General features: G+C 57.7%; 18 protein-coding genes and 3 pseudogenes. 8 read left to right on the top strand and 13 right to left on the bottom strand.

The features are described 5' to 3' along the window. The first annotated feature begins 178 nt into the window (after window positions 1–178). Window positions 179–796, top strand: coding sequence for a rod-determining factor RdfA (gene rdfA / locus ACFQL3_RS00915; RefSeq protein WP_377050568.1), 618 nt, complete (start codon window positions 179–181; stop codon window positions 794–796). Here rdfA and ACFQL3_RS00910 read toward each other — a convergent pair. Beyond that, a complete protein-coding gene (locus ACFQL3_RS00910) occupies window positions 793–2727 on the bottom strand; it encodes an archaea-specific SMC-related protein (protein ID WP_377050566.1) in 1935 nt (644 codons plus the stop codon). The genes rdfA and ACFQL3_RS00910 overlap by 4 nt on opposite strands. Window positions 2728–3028: 301 nt before the next feature. Here ACFQL3_RS00910 and ACFQL3_RS00905 point away from each other — a divergent pair, with 301 nt between their 5' ends. From ACFQL3_RS00905 to ACFQL3_RS00895, 3 genes are all read left to right on the top strand, one after another. Then, window positions 3029–3313 carry a HalOD1 output domain-containing protein gene (locus ACFQL3_RS00905; protein ID WP_377050564.1) on the top strand — a complete coding sequence of 95 codons (285 nt, stop codon included), beginning with the start codon at window positions 3029–3031 and terminating at the stop codon, window positions 3311–3313. 228 nt (window positions 3314–3541) lie between these two features. Further along, window positions 3542–3700 (top strand): hypothetical protein, encoded by a 159-nt coding sequence (locus ACFQL3_RS00900; RefSeq protein ID WP_377050562.1) that lies wholly within the window; start codon window positions 3542–3544, stop codon window positions 3698–3700. A 117-nt stretch (window positions 3701–3817) separates the two neighbouring features. Further along, a complete protein-coding gene (locus tag ACFQL3_RS00895; RefSeq protein WP_377050560.1) occupies window positions 3818–4075 on the top strand; it encodes a hypothetical protein in 258 nt (85 codons plus the stop codon). A 284-nt stretch (window positions 4076–4359) separates the two neighbouring features. Here ACFQL3_RS00895 and ACFQL3_RS00890 read toward each other — a convergent pair whose 3' ends face one another. From ACFQL3_RS00890 to ACFQL3_RS00875, 4 genes are all read right to left on the bottom strand, one after another. Next, window positions 4360–4956, bottom strand: coding sequence for a helix-turn-helix domain-containing protein (locus ACFQL3_RS00890; protein ID WP_377050558.1), 597 nt, complete (start codon window positions 4954–4956; stop codon window positions 4360–4362). A 58-nt stretch (window positions 4957–5014) separates the two neighbouring features. After that, the gene (locus ACFQL3_RS00885; RefSeq protein ID WP_377050556.1) at window positions 5015–5281 is read right to left on the bottom strand and encodes a hypothetical protein; all 267 of its coding nucleotides are present in this window, start codon (window positions 5279–5281) and stop codon (window positions 5015–5017) included. Window positions 5282–5824: 543 nt separating this feature from the next. After that, on the bottom strand, window positions 5825–8023 hold the full coding sequence (locus tag ACFQL3_RS00880) for an amino acid permease (protein WP_377050554.1): 2199 nt from the start codon (window positions 8021–8023) through the stop codon (window positions 5825–5827). Between the two features lie 154 nt (window positions 8024–8177). After that, window positions 8178–8759, bottom strand: coding sequence for an LURP-one-related/scramblase family protein (locus ACFQL3_RS00875; RefSeq protein ID WP_377050552.1), 582 nt, complete (start codon window positions 8757–8759; stop codon window positions 8178–8180). On the opposite strand from ACFQL3_RS00875, the gene ACFQL3_RS00870 reads away from it, so the two are divergent. After that, on the top strand, window positions 8734–9231 hold the full coding sequence (locus ACFQL3_RS00870) for a plastocyanin/azurin family copper-binding protein (RefSeq protein ID WP_377050550.1): 498 nt from the start codon (window positions 8734–8736) through the stop codon (window positions 9229–9231). The two genes, ACFQL3_RS00875 and ACFQL3_RS00870, sit on opposite strands and share 26 nt — an antisense overlap. Before the next feature lie 422 nt (window positions 9232–9653). On the opposite strand, the gene ACFQL3_RS00865 is transcribed toward ACFQL3_RS00870, so the two are convergent. Then, window positions 9654–10886 (bottom strand): phage integrase SAM-like domain-containing protein, encoded by a 1233-nt coding sequence (locus ACFQL3_RS00865; RefSeq protein ID WP_377050548.1) that lies wholly within the window; start codon window positions 10884–10886, stop codon window positions 9654–9656. Between the two features lie 297 nt (window positions 10887–11183). Here ACFQL3_RS00865 and ACFQL3_RS00860 point away from each other — a divergent pair, with 297 nt between their 5' ends. Continuing rightward, window positions 11184–11336, top strand: coding sequence for a hypothetical protein (locus ACFQL3_RS00860; protein ID WP_377050546.1), 153 nt, complete (start codon window positions 11184–11186; stop codon window positions 11334–11336). On the opposite strand, the gene ACFQL3_RS00855 is transcribed toward ACFQL3_RS00860, so the two are convergent. From ACFQL3_RS00855 to ACFQL3_RS00845, 3 genes are all read right to left on the bottom strand, one after another. Then, window positions 11312–12151 carry a succinylglutamate desuccinylase/aspartoacylase domain-containing protein gene (locus tag ACFQL3_RS00855; RefSeq protein WP_377050544.1) on the bottom strand — a complete coding sequence of 280 codons (840 nt, stop codon included), beginning with the start codon at window positions 12149–12151 and terminating at the stop codon, window positions 11312–11314. The two genes, ACFQL3_RS00860 and ACFQL3_RS00855, sit on opposite strands and share 25 nt — an antisense overlap. 243 nt (window positions 12152–12394) lie before the next feature. Then, window positions 12395–12919 (bottom strand): PAS domain-containing protein, encoded by a 525-nt coding sequence (locus ACFQL3_RS00850; RefSeq protein WP_377050542.1) that lies wholly within the window; start codon window positions 12917–12919, stop codon window positions 12395–12397. 181 nt (window positions 12920–13100) lie between these two features. Beyond that, window positions 13101–13508 (bottom strand): DUF4864 domain-containing protein, encoded by a 408-nt coding sequence (locus ACFQL3_RS00845; RefSeq protein WP_377050540.1) that lies wholly within the window; start codon window positions 13506–13508, stop codon window positions 13101–13103. 358 nt (window positions 13509–13866) lie between these two features. On the opposite strand from ACFQL3_RS00845, the gene ACFQL3_RS00840 reads away from it, so the two are divergent. Continuing rightward, window positions 13867–15207, top strand: a complete 1341-nt coding sequence (locus tag ACFQL3_RS00840) for an FAD-dependent oxidoreductase (protein WP_377050538.1) — start codon at window positions 13867–13869, stop codon at window positions 15205–15207. 27 nt (window positions 15208–15234) lie between these two features. On the opposite strand, the pseudogene ACFQL3_RS00835 reads toward ACFQL3_RS00840, so the two are convergent. The 3 genes and pseudogenes from ACFQL3_RS00835 to ACFQL3_RS00825 form a co-directional block, all read right to left on the bottom strand. Further along, window positions 15235–15411 (bottom strand): annotated as a pseudogene (locus ACFQL3_RS00835) (site-specific integrase); the annotation flags it as partial. After that, window positions 15408–15865: pseudogene (locus ACFQL3_RS00830) on the bottom strand (hypothetical protein). The pseudogenes ACFQL3_RS00830 and ACFQL3_RS00835, both read right to left, overlap by 4 nt. A gap of 3 nt (window positions 15866–15868) precedes the next feature. Beyond that, window positions 15869–16408 (bottom strand): DUF7342 family protein, encoded by a 540-nt coding sequence (locus ACFQL3_RS00825; protein WP_377050536.1) that lies wholly within the window; start codon window positions 16406–16408, stop codon window positions 15869–15871. 416 nt (window positions 16409–16824) lie between these two features. Here ACFQL3_RS00825 and ACFQL3_RS00820 point away from each other — a divergent pair, with 416 nt between their 5' ends. Further along, window positions 16825–17259 (top strand): DUF5518 domain-containing protein, encoded by a 435-nt coding sequence (locus ACFQL3_RS00820; protein WP_377050534.1) that lies wholly within the window; start codon window positions 16825–16827, stop codon window positions 17257–17259. A 94-nt stretch (window positions 17260–17353) separates the two neighbouring features. On the opposite strand, the pseudogene ACFQL3_RS00815 reads toward ACFQL3_RS00820, so the two are convergent. Continuing rightward, window positions 17354–17608: pseudogene (locus ACFQL3_RS00815) on the bottom strand (IS5/IS1182 family transposase); the annotation flags it as partial. Window positions 17609–17764: the final 156 nt, after the last annotated feature.

Genomic DNA, 17764 nt, shown 5'->3' with positions numbered 1-17764 from the left:
TGTTACGAGTAGATGAGGGCATGCTGCCGTGCTGGGATAGCGTCTGTCATGCTAGGGTTACAGGGCATTTTGTACTCTGGCTATTTAGAATTATATATACAGTTTGCCTTTTCGGAAGTCCCCAGCGTCGGATCAATGACGGTGCGTTCATTACCATAGGTTCTATATTACTGGTACGATGACAGCGGAGTCGGATCCCATCTGTAAGGTCGATCGGATTTCGAATAAATGGGAACTGGCAGAGATAGATGAACGACTCCAGAAACGTCGAAACGACGGGGACAGTTTGCGTGACCTCGAAACGTACTACAATCAGGCCGTCCTCCAAGCAGCGATGAAAGCGACGGGTCAAGAAACTCTCGACGGCGAAATACCGAACGTATACCGGCTCCTGACTGACGACGAGGTGAGTCCAGGGGAGCGTATCGACGTCGAATCGCGCCTCAGGCAGAACGGACTCGACCCCGCGGAACTCACGGGGGACTTCGTGAGCTATCAGACGATACGAACACATCTCAATGACTGTCTGGAGGTGGACACGGCTCGGGACACCACGCTCACCGTCAGTGATGCCCAGAACACGGTGTTCAAACTCATCTCTCGAACAGAGTCGGTCGCGCACCAGATGATAGCCCGGCTGGAGACGGGCGGGTCGTTGACAATCCCGGCACCAACAGTCACACTCAGTCTCCGTGTCGGCTGCTCGGAATGCGGCGACGAGTATCCTTTCTCGAAGCTGCTAGAACGGGGGGGATGCTCGTGCCAGTCCGAGAGTCGACAGCCTAAAGAAAGCTAATCTGCTCCGAGAGCGGCTGTCGAAATCGAGTCGTACAGTCCGTCGAGTTCGTTCTGCTCTTCGGGCAACACCGCCGTAATAACGAATTCAGCGTGTTGATTGAAGTGTTCTAATAGTCCCTGGATCCGGTCAGCATCGAACATTTCGATCGCGTCGACGATGACGAACGGGATGTGCTCGCCGACATCGTGGACGAGATAGCCCGCTAGCGCGACAACGAGACCGATCACCTCTCGCTCACTCTTACTGAGGCTGTCAACGGTGTCCTTGTAAGCCCGGCCCTCATCAGTCGTTCTGACGAGATGCAGTTCGAACTCGGACTCTGCGGACATCCGCGTGCCGGACGAGCGACGCTCGATCCAGATACGCTCGATCGCGTTATACTCGAGCCTATCGAGGACACGTTGCATCATCTCATTGAACGTGGAGACGAGCTCCTGTTCGGTCTGATCGATACGCTCGCGCTGTTCTCTGAGCTCTTCGGCAACCGATTTACGGTCGTTCTCGACCGTCTCTCGGGTGGACAGCGCTGTCTTGATCTCGGATATCTCCTCTTCAACACGTTCCAGATCGTTCGACAGCTGCCCGCGTTCGTATTCGAGATCGCTGATCTCATCGTAAAGCTCGCTCAATCTGGCTTCCCGGTCCGTTTCTTTGCCATGTTGTTCTAGCAGCTCGCTGATTTCGTCCTCCAGTGTCCGGCGGTGCTGACGGAGTTCTGAGAGTGTCTCTCGTCGTGTCTCTATCTCGGTAGAAACGTCTGCCCGCTGTTTGCGAAGATCCTCTCGCTCGGTACGTTCCGACTCAAGTTCTTGCTTTCTTGTTGTCTTCTTCTGGATACGTTCCGTGAGAGCATCTCGCTCACTGCGTTTCTCTCGCATGATCTCCTGGACTGTCTCGACCTGATCCGCAATCTGTGCCCGTTCGACCGAACTACCACACGTCCAACACGTAACCGACTGGGAGGCAGGGTCGAGTTCGGAAACAATATCGTCAGATTTCATCGCTGCTGGCACATCGTCCTCCTCGTTGAGTATCTGAGAGTTCATCTCCGCAATCGGGCTGAGGGTGTTAATCGTCGAGGTGAGTTGTTGTTTCTGATGATGGAGTCTCTCAATCTCCTCACCGAGTTCGTCGATATCGACGCCGTTCTCGGTCACTTCTATCGAATCCAGCTTTTCCTCGGTTCGTTTGAGTTGCTCAGTCAGTGATTCGACGGCGGACTCGTTTTTCCGGATCCGTCGCTTAATTTCTCTTCTTTTGTTTCGTTTCGGACTTATTGCTACTGTATCTTCGTCTGTCTGATCAATTTCGGATTCGAACTCCTCTATTTCCGTCCGAGTTTCCTCGAGAGAGTCAGAAACGTCTTCAATTTCTTTTTGAATACTATCTCGCCGTGCCAGGAGCCCCGGGACTCTGTTTTCCATTTTGTCGAGGTCGTCGAGTCGGTCGTCGAGCGACTCTTTTTCCTCGGTCAGGTGTCGGATCTCGGCCTCTATCTCATCTGTATCGATCGGCTGCATCAACAGTTCGGATAGGTCGTCTCCGGCAAGGACGGCCTGTCGGATCGGGTTTATTTCGGTCAGCGCCATGAAAAGTTCACAGAGATCGCCTTTCCCCGAGTAGACCCGAGATTCGCTGACAACAACCTTACCGTCCTTTCGGGTCAAATCGAGATAATATTTATCATCGCCTACGTTCATACGGACAGAGCCGGTGTCAGCGTCACTTTTCAGCGGTGGGAGTGGCCCTCCGAGCACACCGGCCAGTGCACGGAGCGTAGAGGACTTGTTCGAGGCGTTCTCTCCCGAAAAGAGCGTCACTCCCGAAGACAGTGAGAACTGGGCATGAGAGACTCCGCCAATGTTTTTGATTTCGAGGTTCAATTGTCTGCCGGTCGAATCAGGTGTTGATGCAGTTGTATTGGTCATATTCTAATGTTACGACCGAACGTATCCCGTTCGTATCGACTCTTCGAGACAGAGGCTTCCCTCGGTTACAGGGTGGATAGCTCCGCGAAACATTGTATTGAGTGTTCCAATATTGCTTGTGTTTCTCCTATTGACAGTGTATTCGTCAGCCAGTGTCTCGTTATGAGGGCCTGTATTGTACGCTGGGACGAGGCTGTTCTCCCAGCATCGCATTATGTGAGGATCAGAAGGCTTTGCAGACTTAAATATATGTGGTATATGCCGCACAGACATGTATTAATGAGCGGTATTGGAAGTATGCATGGTATCAACACACGAGGGGGGTGTCAGCGAAGATCATTACACGCTACGATTCGACAGTGAACAAAGAATCAGTGAAGCGGTTGTCAGTGCTGTTGCCGATTATACTGGAGCAGACCGAGAGTCACTGCCGCCCATTGGTCAGAGTATCAACCCTGATGGATTAAACGTACTGTTCGAGAACGATGCCAAAGGCAGTTGTCCGGGTGGTTGCGTTACTTTCTCGTATTATAAGCACACGGTTGTCGTTCAGAGTACCGGACTGATACTGGTCAAGTCAAGTTGAAGCCCTCTCATCTTGTTTATCCCGACAGGTATCTTAGACTATCCGTTCGCCCTGCTGGTTCCTGGTGTAGATTGTTACATCTGAGTGAATACTCGGGGTCAATACCCGAGGTATTCTTCTGTAAAAATTGATAAATATAGTGAATAATCACGACCTATATTCGCACTTAAACACCCGTAATAATACGCGCTAGCACCTAAGCATACAGGTCTGCAACTACTAGTCGTTATGAAAGAGACGATAGAGAATGAGACGCAGCTCAGCGACACCGATATTTACCTCCCCGCAATGGCACTGCATCCGGACTTCGGTCAGATCGAGGAGTTCGTCACAGAACTCTTCGATTTCCACGGCGTCGTACTGATCCCTGACAGCTACAACAAATAAACGGCTTTCGCCCAGCCGCTCGTATCTCTCGAAGAATCGTTCGATCCTATTCGCATTATGGCCAGATGCACGCTCCCACAGGACCGTCACCTGTCTCTCTACCTGCACACGTATCTGATGGAGAAAATCACGGATTTGATTGCTCGTTACGTTTTTATTCGATTCGCCCCCGGCGAGTTCCAGCGCGGCTGGAACCGTGGCGACGAACGCGTCCGCGCGCTCGCTCTCGGTGCACCGCTCGAATACGGTGAACAGCGTACACTCCGTCTCTGCCCGGACTACGAGGCCGAAACGGACAACCGCCTGGAACGGACTGACGACAAGGGTGCGGTCGTTGCCTACTGCAAAGCGTGTGGTGCGGAGACGGGGAGATAGTTCCGGAGGTCGATGGAGAGAGACGTCCCTAACATCGCCTGACCTCGGCGTCTCGATTCCGTGGGGTCCGCTCATCTTCGCCGTCTCGGTGGATCCCGCCGAGGCCAACTGTCTGTAGCTAACTACCTCTCTTTAAACGTCGTCGAGACGTCGCTAAGACATCTACAGGCAGTTCGAGGCGAGTGCCTCGGGATCGTACGGAAATCTACGATTTCCGTGATGACGAGACGCTCCGGGTCTCGAACCACTTGCCACCGAGGTACTTCACAAGCGCCGTAGTGCGCCTACTCGTCAGGAAACGAGTCCCAGAACACGTCCGGCAGTTCCCGGTCGGGGTTCTCTTCGAGATAGTTCTGCTTGGTCAGGTTTGCCTCCTCGATGAGTGTGGCGGCTTCCCCTGCCCAGACGTAGAACCCGATCAGGGTCTCGCGTCGCATCCGCTCGAGGTCGACCGAGTGATACACGTTGACGACACCTCCACCCTCACGGTTCAGTTCGGATTGCCGAAGTAGACCCAGATCCACGAGTTTATTGAGATATCGGGTGATCGTACTCCGATCGTATCCCAGAGAGTCAGCCACCTCGTTCGCCGACACTGGCCCTTCGCCGATGACACACAGGCAGATATCGAGGCCTGCCTTTGGAAGGCCGAACGCCTCCAGAAGCACCTGTCTCACGTCGGGCGGTTTGACACTCATTTCTACATCGGTCACGCGTTCCATCGGTTCGTCGTGACAGGACATCGGCGGTTCGTCGCGGCCGAGTGCAAGCACCACGTTGTCGCAGTCGGGGCATTCGAATATATCGTATCGGCTGGACGCCGGATCGTACTGCACTTCGTCGACGTCCTCTCCCGATTGGCTCGGTTCGTTTTCAGACATTGGCAATCTCTCCCCGTTAGTTGAACAAAAAGGTGGCCTCCCAATAAATTCAGCCCCCTCATTTCTCCGAGCACGGAGGTCCGGAGTCGACGATTATCGCCTCCTCGGTATCGAGTTGCAAGAACTCTTCACCGGTGACCGTCACTCTCGCAGTGCCGTCCGGGTCGATTCGAGCCAGCTCGCAGGCCTCTAACCCGGCTAAATGTACTTCGACGGCACGTCTGTCCGTATCGAGCGCGGCTACGAGCGTATCGATGGTCGTCGTTTCCTCTCGCTCAGCGTCCGTCATCCGGGCGAGGTGCTCCAGAGTGGTTCGTCTGTTCATGGGCGTAGCACTGGGAAAGGTTAGTCGGGTACCAACGGTAGTGGAACCCCACCAACTGTTCAGACAGCGGTCGATGTCGACGAGCGGTGAGAACCGGACGCTGCCGTCTTCGGTCCACCGAATGACGTTTTCGGTATGGATCCAGAGGGGTTCGTGTCTTAACACCCGAACTGCGTTCAGACTCGCCGTGGTTTCTTTACTGGCATGCGTGCTCAACACAGCGACCCCTCGTGTCCCGGCTATGGGCTGGGAACTCTGACCGGCCACAGATACAACTGAACCCGTCGTACCCTCCCACTCGGGTGACTCAAAAGAAGGGGTCATTGAGGTCGCTTCTTTCAGGTTTCGCCCTATCGGTTATTAGGGGTGCCGCGAGCGTGTAAGACCGTCACACTCCGTCTCTCGATTTACCCGGTTGCTCCATCACGGCAGGACTGCTGATCGATGCATAGCCCGAACCGCTACCATTGGCGGTCCAACGCATCTTACACGATCCAGTTTGGACCCATCATGACTGCCCCGCACGAAGGTATACGTAGGGACCTAGAACAGTCGCCGCTCGACTGCCTGACGGAGCGGTCCCGGCTGGCTTGCGTCGTACACGACCAGAGTGCCGTGCTCTGTCCCAGCCGTCACCAGGCTCGAACTGCGACCGAACAGTCGGTCCGTGAGAGCGCGCTGACTGCCGCTGACGACGAGGACGTCGGAGTCGGTGGCCGCAAGGTCGATCACGTCGTCGGTATCCGCCTCGACGACCTGGGTCTCGACCGGGGCTTCACAAAGCTCTACCAGTTCAGAGAGATAATCCTCGGTAGTGTTCCGCCGACTCTCGGGCGGGTCCGCGCCGACGGGGAAGTAGAAGGTAACCGTCGCACCGACGGCGGTAGCAAGCGTGTCGGCCAGGTCGACTTTCGCAGGGTCGAACGGTCCCTCGTCGGTGACGACGCCGATGCGCTCGACTGTGTCGTGTTCGAGATTCGAGACCTCGATAACGTTACAGGGGGCGTGTTCTTCGATCCAGTCGGCGTCGCTGCCGAGCAGCGTTTCGAACTCGGTCGAGCGCTCGATGATCAGGGTATCGGCGTTGACATCTGCAGCATAGTTGACGATGGCATGCCGGGTATCGTGGCTGACGACCTCGCCGTACCGGATCGGTATCTCGGAGTCGGTCGCTCGGTCGGCCAATCTGGCCTCGAATGCTTGATCTGCTTCGGTGAGATTCGAGGCCGACTGGGGGAGCGGCGTCTGGTCGGGGGCCTCGTCGAACTGGGCGACCCGGACACCGCCCTCTCTGGTTCGCGCTAAATCCACGGCGAGGTCGATCAGCGAGCGCTCGATGTCGGGTGGCGTCTGTTCGGTGACCGCCACGAGGACCTCGTTGCCTTCGGTTTCGACTTCGGATTCGGTCTTCTCGACGACGTCTCGTCCCACACTCCGGCGGAGAGCATCGGTCATCGCGCCCTCGCGGCCGACACCGCCCTGACGGTACACGAACAGGTAGTACCACGCCATCGAACCAGCGATAATGACGACGGCGCCGACCAGCGGGACGAACCCGATGTACCGGAGGAGGACGACCCCCCCGATGATCCCAACTAGCTGTGGAACGGGGTACAGCGGCGACTTGAAACTGGGGTCGTACGCTTCGATCGAGCCCTGGCGGAAGGCGATCAGTGCGACGTTGATCAGGATGAACACCAGGATTTTGAACGCGCTAGCCAGTTTGGCGATATCGTCGATTGGAACGAACGCGATGAGAACCAGCAACACCCCACCGGTGATCGTGATCGCGTTGACTGGCGTCTCGAATCGGTCGCTGACGTCCTCGAAAATGTCGGGGGCGAGGCCGTCACGACTCATCGCGAACGGGTACCGTGACGAGGAGAGAATCCCCGCGTTCGCGGTGCTGATCAATGCGAGCAATGCCGCGACGACGACGGCTGCGACGCCGATTGCAGGCAGCGCGTTGCTGGCCGCGACCTGCATCGGTGTTTCAGTGTCGGTTAGGGCCGCCTCCTCGGCGACTCCCACCATCACGGTTACGATAGCGACGTAGATCCCCGCGGTGATGACGAGCGACCCGAGGATGCCCAGCGGGAGGTTCCTGTCGGGGTTCTCGACCTCCTCGGCGACGCTAGCGATCTTCGTGACGCCGGCATAGGAGACGAATACGAACCCGGTCGCACCGAGAATCCCCTCGATTCCGCTGTCGAAAAAGCCCTCGAAGCGGGCGCTCTCGACGTTCGGCGCACCGACAACGATGAACCAGACCATTACTGCAAGCATCACCGCGACGATCACGACCTGCATCCGACCGGTCTGTTTCGCGCCGACGATATTCAGAACGATCAACAGGACTGCGACTGTGAGTGCGACGGGTGTCACTGGCAGATCAAACAACAACACCAGATACGGCGCGCCGCCGACCAGTGCCAGCGCCCCTTTGAACGTCAACGAGAACCACGTCCCAACGCCGGCAATGGTTCCAAACAGTGGCCCCATCGCGCGCTCGATGTACAGGTAGGTTCCTCCGGCCTCGGGCATCGCCGTCGCCATCTCGGACTTGCTCAGTGCTGCGGGCAACACCAGCACCCCCGCGAGGAAATACGCGAACACGACCGCCGGACCGGCCATCTTCATCGCCAGTCCCGGCAGAATGAAGATACCGCTGCCGACCATCGCGCCGATGCTGATCGCCGTCACTGCAGGTAGGCCCAGGTCACGCTCTAGCTCTTTGCCCATCAGTCTGCGGAGACCCGCTCGTCTCGGCTATGTTCGATCGAGACCAAAAAAGATAGATCAGTATTCATAACCGACCAGTCGTTCATATCTATTTGACTTTCTGCCGCGCTACTGAATAAATACTGCGATATAATTCCCCCTATTGGATAACTGATTAGTTGTTTTGGATCGCGTCGATCACCATTGCAGCAGCGAGAATCGGTTCCTTTGGAACATCGGTAGCGTCGTCAATCGTAATCTCGTACCGATCTCGGAACGATAACTGGCCATTGATCGATCCGACGTGATCACCGTTCGCGTCCGTGATTTCGTACTTGTGCGGGATCAGATAACCAAGCGGGAGAAAACCCCGCAACGCCGTTACTACTGCTCCGCGAGAGTTGATCTCGGCGAGTTTGGATCCCGTTTCGGCATCACGTACTGTCCACGTATCCTGAAACATGGAGAAGTCGTTCGAAAGAACAACGAGTTCTGCTTCGGTTTGTGCGTCTATCAGTAGGTAGTCGCCTGCAACATCGATGATGCCTGCGGCTTTCACCGAGAAGACGTCCTCCCCGTTCGCATCGACGAACGGGAACTCTTCTTTCATCTTGAACATCTTCTGTTTGCCACTAAGAACTGTGTTACCTGCCGAATCAAGTGCTTCGTACTTGTTTCGGATTAGGCTCTGTTCTACAGTGTACTGATCGTCAACGAAATCAATACCGGAAATGTTGTATTTATTCGCGGGGGCCATACTTTTGTATATCCTGTGGCGGAGACTTGAATATACTGGTGAGAGTGGACTCCCTGATGTTGTCACCGCCAGTCCGAACACGGACACTCATCAGATCCACTTCCGCCGAATCGAACTGAGGAACCGTTTTTGCGATATTGCATCCGTTGACTCGTCGGGCAGGAGAACGGGTAGCACCGCTTCTCACCGCCAATGCCTTTACGACTTCTACTGTCTCCCACATCAGGCGTTCGGGATGGTCCATCGGGTCGTCGTCTCTGAGGACGAAGGAGAGATCCCAGAACTCGAGACCGAAGAGACAGGCCGCCCACCGGCAGAAGAGAACGGGATTGCCGGCGTTCTCGGTGGTCTCGATCCGAACATCCCGAGTTCTGCCGAGGTCCTGAAGTCCCCTGCGCTTAGCCCGGACACTATCGTGGAGGATGGCCCGATTCCGTGGGCGGATGTGGTAGAAGAACATCGGACCGGGTGAGTGATCCTCATTCCGGTTTTTTGACGATTAGTACAGACGCCAGAAACTACGTTCTCTGCTCAAAATCATAAGAAAGCTTATACTACGTCTCTCCTTCCGACGTTGAAGATGAGTTCACGAAAACCAACTGGTCTCTCGGATGGTCTGTCACATGACACCATTAACCGCCATCAACTGCTCGCCGCGGGTGGCCTCCTGGCCATTGGTGGGCTGGCTGGTTGTCTCAGGCGAATCGCCGATGCCACAACGAACACGGGCGCAGCACCAGCAGCGTTCGCTGGCGTCGGTGAGAGCCGACTTGTCCCTGCACAGCACTCTGTCACCCTGGGCCTATCCCCAACTGTTCGTGTGGATGAGGGACCGGTCTCCGGGGATATCGAACTCGAAGGCTGGATGACGACACAGCAGACCGTCGCGGCCAATTACTTTCCGCCGTCTATCTCGTCGAGTGCTTCGGTAGCGACGTCACCGAGTTCACCGGCTTCAATGTGTGAGTAGCGCTCCCGAACCATCTCTTCGGAGTTGTCGAGATAGCGGGCTGCTACGGTGTAGCCGAACGCGCGGACGAGGACCTCGCCCATTCCGCGTCGACCACCGTGTGGAGCGAGATAATCGTGTTTCGGATGGTCGATATCCATCTCTGTGGCTTCCGACAGTCGCTGGAGAATCGACCGTGCCCCGTCCGTCGTGATTGACGGCGGACGAATGTCTTCCTCAAGTGCTAACAGCAGGTCACGAGCGTGCCCATCACGGCGTTCGTCGATTTCTTCCGCACGTAGCCCTCTGTCGGCGAGTTCGTCCTTCACGAGCGTTGCGAGCGTCCGCTGGTCGAACGTCGGGAACACCGGCCACCGCTCGGTCGGCGGAGCCATAACTTTCCGATAGCTCCGGAGTGGTGAGAGTACGGGGTCGGGCAGGCTTGCGGCATCCCACTGCTGTTTCTTCCGGTAGACGTCCATACTCCCGTCGTCGAGCGATATCTCCTCCCATCGGACGCCTCGTCGACGCGGATCGTTCGGGTCCCGGAGCAGTTCGCCGACGCGGACCGCCGTGTACGCGAGGACGAACACCAGCGCACGATCCCTGGCCGTCTTCAGGGCCTTGTATCGTGCTCGCTGTCTGTCGACGGGGTCGGCATCTTCGGGGAGTCTCGTGTACGTCTCGATGGCGTCACGGGCCCGCTCGTCGACGTATCTAGTGAGCGCATGTCGCTGTTCCGAGGTCCATGCCTGTTGATCTCCCGGTTTCCGGCCGTCGTCGTCCGGCAGTGGCGCCATCGCACTCGCCCGCTGTGCGTAGTGCGCTTCGAGATAGCCCTCGTTGACACACCAGCCACACCAGGCAGAGATATAGCGATAATAGGTTTGTACAGTGTTCTGTTTGAGCCCCCGGTCGCCAGCGAGATGCCGGGCATATCCGCGGAACACGCGCTCATCGAGGTCATCGAAGGCTGGCCGTCGGTCGACGTCGTCGGTGACGATTCCGGTCCAGTCGTCTTCACCGCGGTCGGCGGCGGCCCACTCGACGAACCGCTCGAGCTCGCGGGCCGCATTGCGCCGGTAGTTCCCGCCGTCGCCACCGCGGCCTTTCCCCTTGTCCTGGAGGTAGCGCTCGAAGCTGTCGGCAAGCGGCGTCGAGAGTGCCCGATCAGGCATCGACTGCGCCCCCGCGTTCCTGCGAGCCCAGTTTCCACGGCTCTGCCTCGGGAGACGTGGCGCAGTGAGGTGATTGTCGCATTCGTGCGTCACCGAGGGCGCGGGGGTACTTCAAAGTGGTCGTGATTACGGAGATGAGGGTGAAAATTTCTGGCTGAATCCCTGCTCTCAGTCTTGCATTCAACGTCAGCAACGCTGTCAAGTACCAGTCGTCGCTAGCATCGACGAACACAACCCGGTCGGAGGGGCGGTGGAGACGCCAGGGTCGACTATCGAGGCCGAGATCCCAACGCGACCGTGCTCGTGGCTGCCGTCGCTGGACTCCCGACCGGACTCGCAACTGGTGAGCATCCGGCAACTGATCTGCCATGGGTGGCCGTCCGAGACACACAGCGGGCGTATATCCAACAGCAGGGAGAGACCTTCTACGACGGTTCGCTCGTCGAGTGATCCTCGGGGTGATGGGCTTCCGGCGGCTTGAGAGTCTGCTCCACGGTGCCGTAGATGCCGAAGATATCCTCGTATCCGTGTTTACTTGCAAGGACGGGGACGACGCCGTCTTGTTCGACTCGGTGCTCGTATACGTCGTCTTCGGCAAAGACACTCCCCTTGGACATCTCCTCGAAGTTCTTGTAGTACAGATGTGGTGTGCCACCTCCTTTCGGCACCTCCTTGTCCCCCTTGATCACTGTGGTTTCGGTGAACGTCGGTTCCTCATCGGTCAAGGCACCATGGGCGCGTAGAAACGAGAGCGCACCCCTGTATCCGACCTCGACGGCTTCCTCACTTCCCTGTCGTCCGGTCTCGAAGGAGACGGCGTTGGGAACGACTGAATCTAGTGTCGTGTCGCGGAGTGCTCCCGAATCGAGAACGTAATCGACCGGTAGCGCTGCTACCGTCCGTCTGACCGACTCGGTTAACCTGCTGTATATCGCGAACGGCGGAGGAGCACTGTGGGAGGTATGCAACGCGAGCACGGCTTCACATCCCTCCAGTAATCGCGTCAGGCGAGCCGCGAGTACAGTCTCGTACGCATCCCCCTCCAGGTCGCCGGGGAACGCTCGGTTAAGATCCGTTTCGGTGTACCGCTCACCAAGTTCGAGGGCGGGTTCGTTGGCGAGGATCAGTTGGATGGTTTTCGGACAGTCATTGGGAAGTCTTTCTGCCAGCCGGGTGATGATCTGCTCGCCAGCGGGTTCGTCGCCGTGAATGCCGCCGACAATGGCCACGCGGTCAGTCCCGTGTCCACGTTCGATAAGCTTCATTCTCGTTCTCGGGTACTCCTTTGACAAACTTGAACGTTGAGTCGGAGATCAGTTGATCCAAACTGCCGGATTTGCTCCCGGTGTATCGCCACTTTTCCGTGGTGTAAACCGCTACCCGCGCCGCTCCGCGCAAACCTGTCTGAAACACCGCAGAGGTGTGCTGCCCCTGGACGCCTCGGGCCCACCGATCAATGCCCACGTCTAGACGCTCTCGGTTCATCCGTGCCGCCGCTATCCATGGAACTACCTGTCGATGACGGCTTGGATACCGAGCCAGTTGGCGATCATGCCGCTATCGTCGGGAACCGGGACGATAGTGAGGCGGTTCCGGAAGCGACTCCCGTCTCGGCGGTAGTTCCAGAGTTCGACGGTCACTTCGGTCCAGGTGTCGACGGCTTCGTGGAGCCGATTGAGCGGTTCTTGTTCGGTGTCCGGACCCTGGAACAGTCGTGGGTTCTCACCGCGGAGTTCGTCAAGCGGGTAGCCGGTGAACTCTCTCAGCGTCTCGTTCGAATAAAGGATGGGGTTGTCACGATAGGCCGGTCCGGCAAGCGTGAGTCCCAGCGGGGCAGTGTCGAACCGCCGGACGCGGCCGAGTAACTCCCTGTCGCGTACATCGAAATCCGCTGTAACCGATGATGGCGGGGGCTCACTTGCCGCCACGTCATCAAGATTGTACTTGTCTACAAGCGCCGCGCTGCGCGACTCGAATTCGGTATCACAGTGCAGGCAGTCTATGAGCGCCCCCCTGAACCCTGTCACTACCATGACTATGCGACCGGACAAAAAGACAATACCGATACTCGGTGACCTCCTCCCCAGCGTAAACGGTGGGGGTCTCTCTGTATCAAGATAGCTACGAACACGAGCGTGCCGGTGACGTCTATCAGCCCGCGTAGTTAACTGGATTGCAAACCTGAAACTCTCTCCGCTCGGGATTCTTTTGCGTTCACCTGGAGGATATCAGGACGCGATCGGTGAGCCAGCATCCATCCAACTCGCCGGGTCGATCCTTCGAGAGCCCGAAATCGTAAGTTACCGTCCGACCGTCAGGCCCCGTAAGCGTGACCGACTGCGTGGCACTGTTACCGTCCCGTTCCATTTCGCCGGTCGTCGCCGCCACGTGATCGACCATCGGAGCGTACTGTGGCCCTTTCACCATCCGTACAAACCGGTCGAACGGACCTGTTGTTTGTCGGTTCGCCGGCGAGGCGAAGTTGTACGCGACGCCGATCCCCGCGTCTTCGAAGGGATCATCGTTCGTTGCCAGAGCATCAAGCTGTATGTCGACAACCTCCGCCGGGTCCAGCGAGGGATCCGGCGTCGGAAGATCCCTGATCGGGTAGGTCTGTGTCATATCTTGGCTTGGTCCTACGGTCATTTCAACCATCTGCTGCCGGTACTATCGGACCGACGTAGCTTGTATGCGTGATTCTGTGACGGCGTGGAAGGTCCTTTCTCGCGGACGCGAAGATCCAGGAATGGCATCCGAGTACACGAGGCGGGCGTCGAACGCGTCGGCGATACTGCCTTGTCACTCTCACGCGCCTGCAGCCGTCGGCTCCCGTCCCGATCCACGCTGTCGTGTACACGGGAACAGCCGTGCTTGCCGTCAGAAATGTCGACCACCACATGGACGCCGCGCCGTCCCGATGCAGGCCGGAACTGCGGCCTTTTTGTCCGTCAGGCACTTACAAATGAGTGATCGTTCTCACATGACGTTGGCAACGATGGCGCGGTACGAGGAAGCCCGGGTCCAGCCGATTGGCGACAGAGCCATCGTCGTCGGCGGGAGTATGGCCGGTCTCTGTGCAGCCCGTATCCTCCACGACGTCGTCGACAAAGTGGTGATCCTCGAACGCGACGACCTCCCCCATGGACCGGAAAGCCGCGGCGGAGCACCACAGACGAGCCATCCTCATGCGATGCTCGAAGCCGGACGGGCCACACTTGAGGACCTCTTCCCGGGGTTCAGCAACGATGTGTTGGCCGCCGGCGGACTGGAACTGGACATGACGAGGGATATCGCGTGGTACGACCATGGGGGCGTCGTTGCCGAGTCAGCAACGCCACTGTCAGCGCTGTACGCCAGCCGACCGCTTTTCGAACACGTGGTCCGCGAACGGGTTCGCGACACACCGGGGATCCGCTTTCGAGAGGGATGTCACTTCATCGACTACCAGCACGACCCGGCTTCGAACCGTGTCACGGGCGTCCGGTTCAGAGACGAGAAGGGCACGGAGACGGCACTCGACGCGATGCTCACCGTCGATGCGACGGGTCGGACGAGTCGGACGCCGGCGTGGCTCGAGCGACACGGCTATCCGTCCCCTGATGTCGACCGGGTCACGGTCGACGTTACTTACAGCACGGTCTGTATCACTCGGCCGCCGGACGCACAACGCGGCGTTCTCATCGCACCTGAGCCCCACCGACCGCGCGGTGCGGCTATGCTCCCTGTCGAGGGGGATCGGTGGGAGGTTCTCCTCCAGGGACTGCACGGCGAGCGAGCGCCGGTCGACCGTCAATCGTTCCTCGACTGGGCCGACACTCTCCCGATGGATGACATCTCGACGCAGTTGCGTGACCGAGAGTGGGTGTCGGAGATCCAACGCTACCCGTTCCCCGCGAGTGTTCGCCGCCATTACGACGACCTTGCTCGGTTCCCGGACGGACTGGTCGTCACTGGTGACGCCGTCGCCAGTTTCAACCCCGTCTACGGACAAGGCATGTCAGTCGCAGCTCTAGACGCGCTTGCGCTCCATCACGAACTCCCGAGAGGGATCGACGGACTCGGACCACGGATGTTCGAGCGAGTCGACGACATCGTCCACGAGGCCTGGCGGACGGCCGTCGGCAACGATTTTACCTTCGAACAGACGACGGGACCCAAACCGTTCGCGACCGATCTGCTCAACAGGTACGCAGGCCGGTTGGTCGCTAGAGCCCACGACGACGGCATGTTGACGGAGGCGTTCTTGCGGGTCTTTCGGCTGGAACGACCGGCGACAAGTCTCCTGTACCCACGGATCCTCTGGCGGGTGCTCTCCCCCTGACTCGGATTCGCGCGTAGTGAGACCCCGGCCCAGTGAATCCTCTAAGAAGTGGTCGGTGGTGGCCCACTCGGCAAACCGCTCGAGCTCTCGTGCTGCGTTCCGCCGGTAGTTCCCGCCGCCGCCACCGCGGCCTTACCCTTTGTCCTGGAGGTAGCGCTCGAAGGAACTCTCGAGTGACTGATCGGTGCGTTCTCGGGGTGTCATGGTTTCTCGCTCGTGTACTGGTCGTTCGGACGAACGTCCTCGAGGAACTCTTCGACGATTTCCCAGAGGATCAGGGAGGGAGTCTCGTGTTCGAACGTGATCCCCCAGGGGTCCTCCGTACTGGCGACCGAGTACTGGAAATTCACCTGCCCGAGTTCGGGGTGGTCCTCGTCCTGGTGCCAGCCAGCGTGAAAGCCAGTGTTCGGGTCGGTGTAGTTGATACGGAACCGATCGTGTGGGCCCTGTCGATACCACTTGACGGTCAGTTCCGGCGAATCGGGGCCTGTCGGGGGATCAAGGCGGGCGGGATCGAAAATCGCCCGTAGTTGCTTGGCCTCGATATCGTCAGGATCGTACTCGACGGTCCCGATCGGTGGCACATGGTCGAGACATCTCGCTCCAACTGGGCGTAGAGGTTCGCGTTCGGATCACTTCCGGGATGCGGGACCGACATCTCTTAGCTGTTAGCATCGGCAGGCTCTGTCGTCGGAGCGAGGAAGTCCCACTCGCGGATCACGAATCCAATGATTTTGATGCGCTGCTGCAGGTGTTCCCACTCGCGTGCGATCTCACGGGGACGATCCTCTTCGGTGACGTCGAGTGCCTGGTCAGCGAGCGTTCCGCGAAGCTGGTTCGGCGACTCGACGTCGAACTCGTCCTCCCAGTCCCGGATCTGCGCCTTCATGTGGGCGAGAGTGTCCATGAGCTCCTCGACAGTGTGCTCGCTGTCTCGAAGACCCATCGCCTCCTGTATCGCTAGGCGGCGCTGATCGGGGTAGTACGTCGTGTGTGTGCCGCCTTCGTCACGATGGAGGATCCCATCGTCGACGAGTCGTTCGAGGACGCGTTTGGTCGGCTCGTGTGACCAGCCCGCTTCGGAGCCGATCCAGTTTGCCGTCCGCGGCTCGGATAGCTGTCGGGCGATCATCCGCACCCGGTCTTCACCCGTGGTCTGGCGTTCCATCACGTCCTCGGAATTCGATTCGTCTTCGGTCATATAACACCGTTTGCGCTTTGTTTAAATATAGGTTGAGGTCATTAGTTCTATACTGAACTCGATTCTTGGCCATCGCCTTGACCTCGCCTGCGGAGAGCAAGACCAAACTCGACCCCTGGTCTCGGCGGCTCTACCCTGGGAGAAGCGGCGTCGGGAGCCGATTACAGAATTCGTGCTTCACCGACGGCGGTGGGGTACCTCAAAGTGGTCGTGATTATCAGTGTAATCACGACCAATTGGGAACAGGGAGGATTATGCGGATTATAGGCGGAAGAGAGACTCTAACCACTTATCCAAGCAGTTAATGGGTTTTGTATATCGTATAGTGCTATATAGAAATCTAGCACTGAGAGCTGCGAATGTAACAGCGGTCTCACTGGTCAAGTCAAATCGCAGGTTGACACTTCAAAAACCATATGATGTCTCTCAGGTACAGTATTAGATGGAATATGTTTCCAGTCCTCCACCCCCGTAACGTTCCTCAAGTATGGCGGATTGCAATTCTCGGTGCGGGGGCCTCACTACCTGCTGCTGCTGTGATGAATTGGCTACCGAACTCTGAAGCGACCATTGGTGGTGCGGTAATGATAATTGGCGCGTCGATTGCTGGAGCTATCGCAGCCACCCGTTCGGCAGATCCGAGTGCTGCTGGACTCCGCGCAGGATTCCTCGGTGGTGTCATCGCAATTTTCACGCTTGTCTTCATGGAAGCCGTGACTGCGACGTGGTCGGTGCCCAGACTCATGTTCTTCGCCTTTGCTGGTGTGGTAGTGCTGTGTTTGTCGCCCGTATTCGGGTGGTCCTTCGGTCGCATCGGTGGTTGGGTGGCGAACACACTTGCGGCACAATAGATACACAGCACAACCAACCTGTACTAACTCCACACACTACATCTAACGTTCAGAGGGCCTTGTCGGTGTTGTGAGTGAGACAGCCAACAACGAGTTCACACAACGTCGAAGGAGACGGGATTTCCTCAAGATCGAGGGCACACCGAATCCGAGGCATCTCGATCAGTTCGTCAAGAAGCGTCCGGTACGTCGTATTCTTCCGAACTTTGAGACAGAGCAAGACGATGTGTTGCTGAACTGGGTACCGTCGTTTCGAGAATTTCGAGGAGTAGCGAGCGACAGCTCGACGACCCAAGTGCATCGCTTGCTCAACAATTCGGAGTAACCGCGACTTCGGTAGGGCTTCCATCCGGTTGGACTACTGGGCGAACCTGTAACTCTCTGAGGATTTCAACAAAGACAACTTAGTATATTTCCAATGCAGTGAAAGTACCTCACAGCGGATCCTTGTACACCAGTCGACAGAGCCAGTACCAATGAGTCTTCAGATGCCCCGTTGGCCGTA

Origin of the sequence: Natronoarchaeum sp. GCM10025321 (assembly GCF_042663585.1) — an archaeon.
Lineage (GTDB): Archaea > Halobacteriota > Halobacteria > Halobacteriales > Natronoarchaeaceae > Natranaeroarchaeum.
The sequence above is the reverse complement of the archived record's forward strand: the minus strand, read 5'-3'. Positions and strand labels throughout refer to the sequence as shown.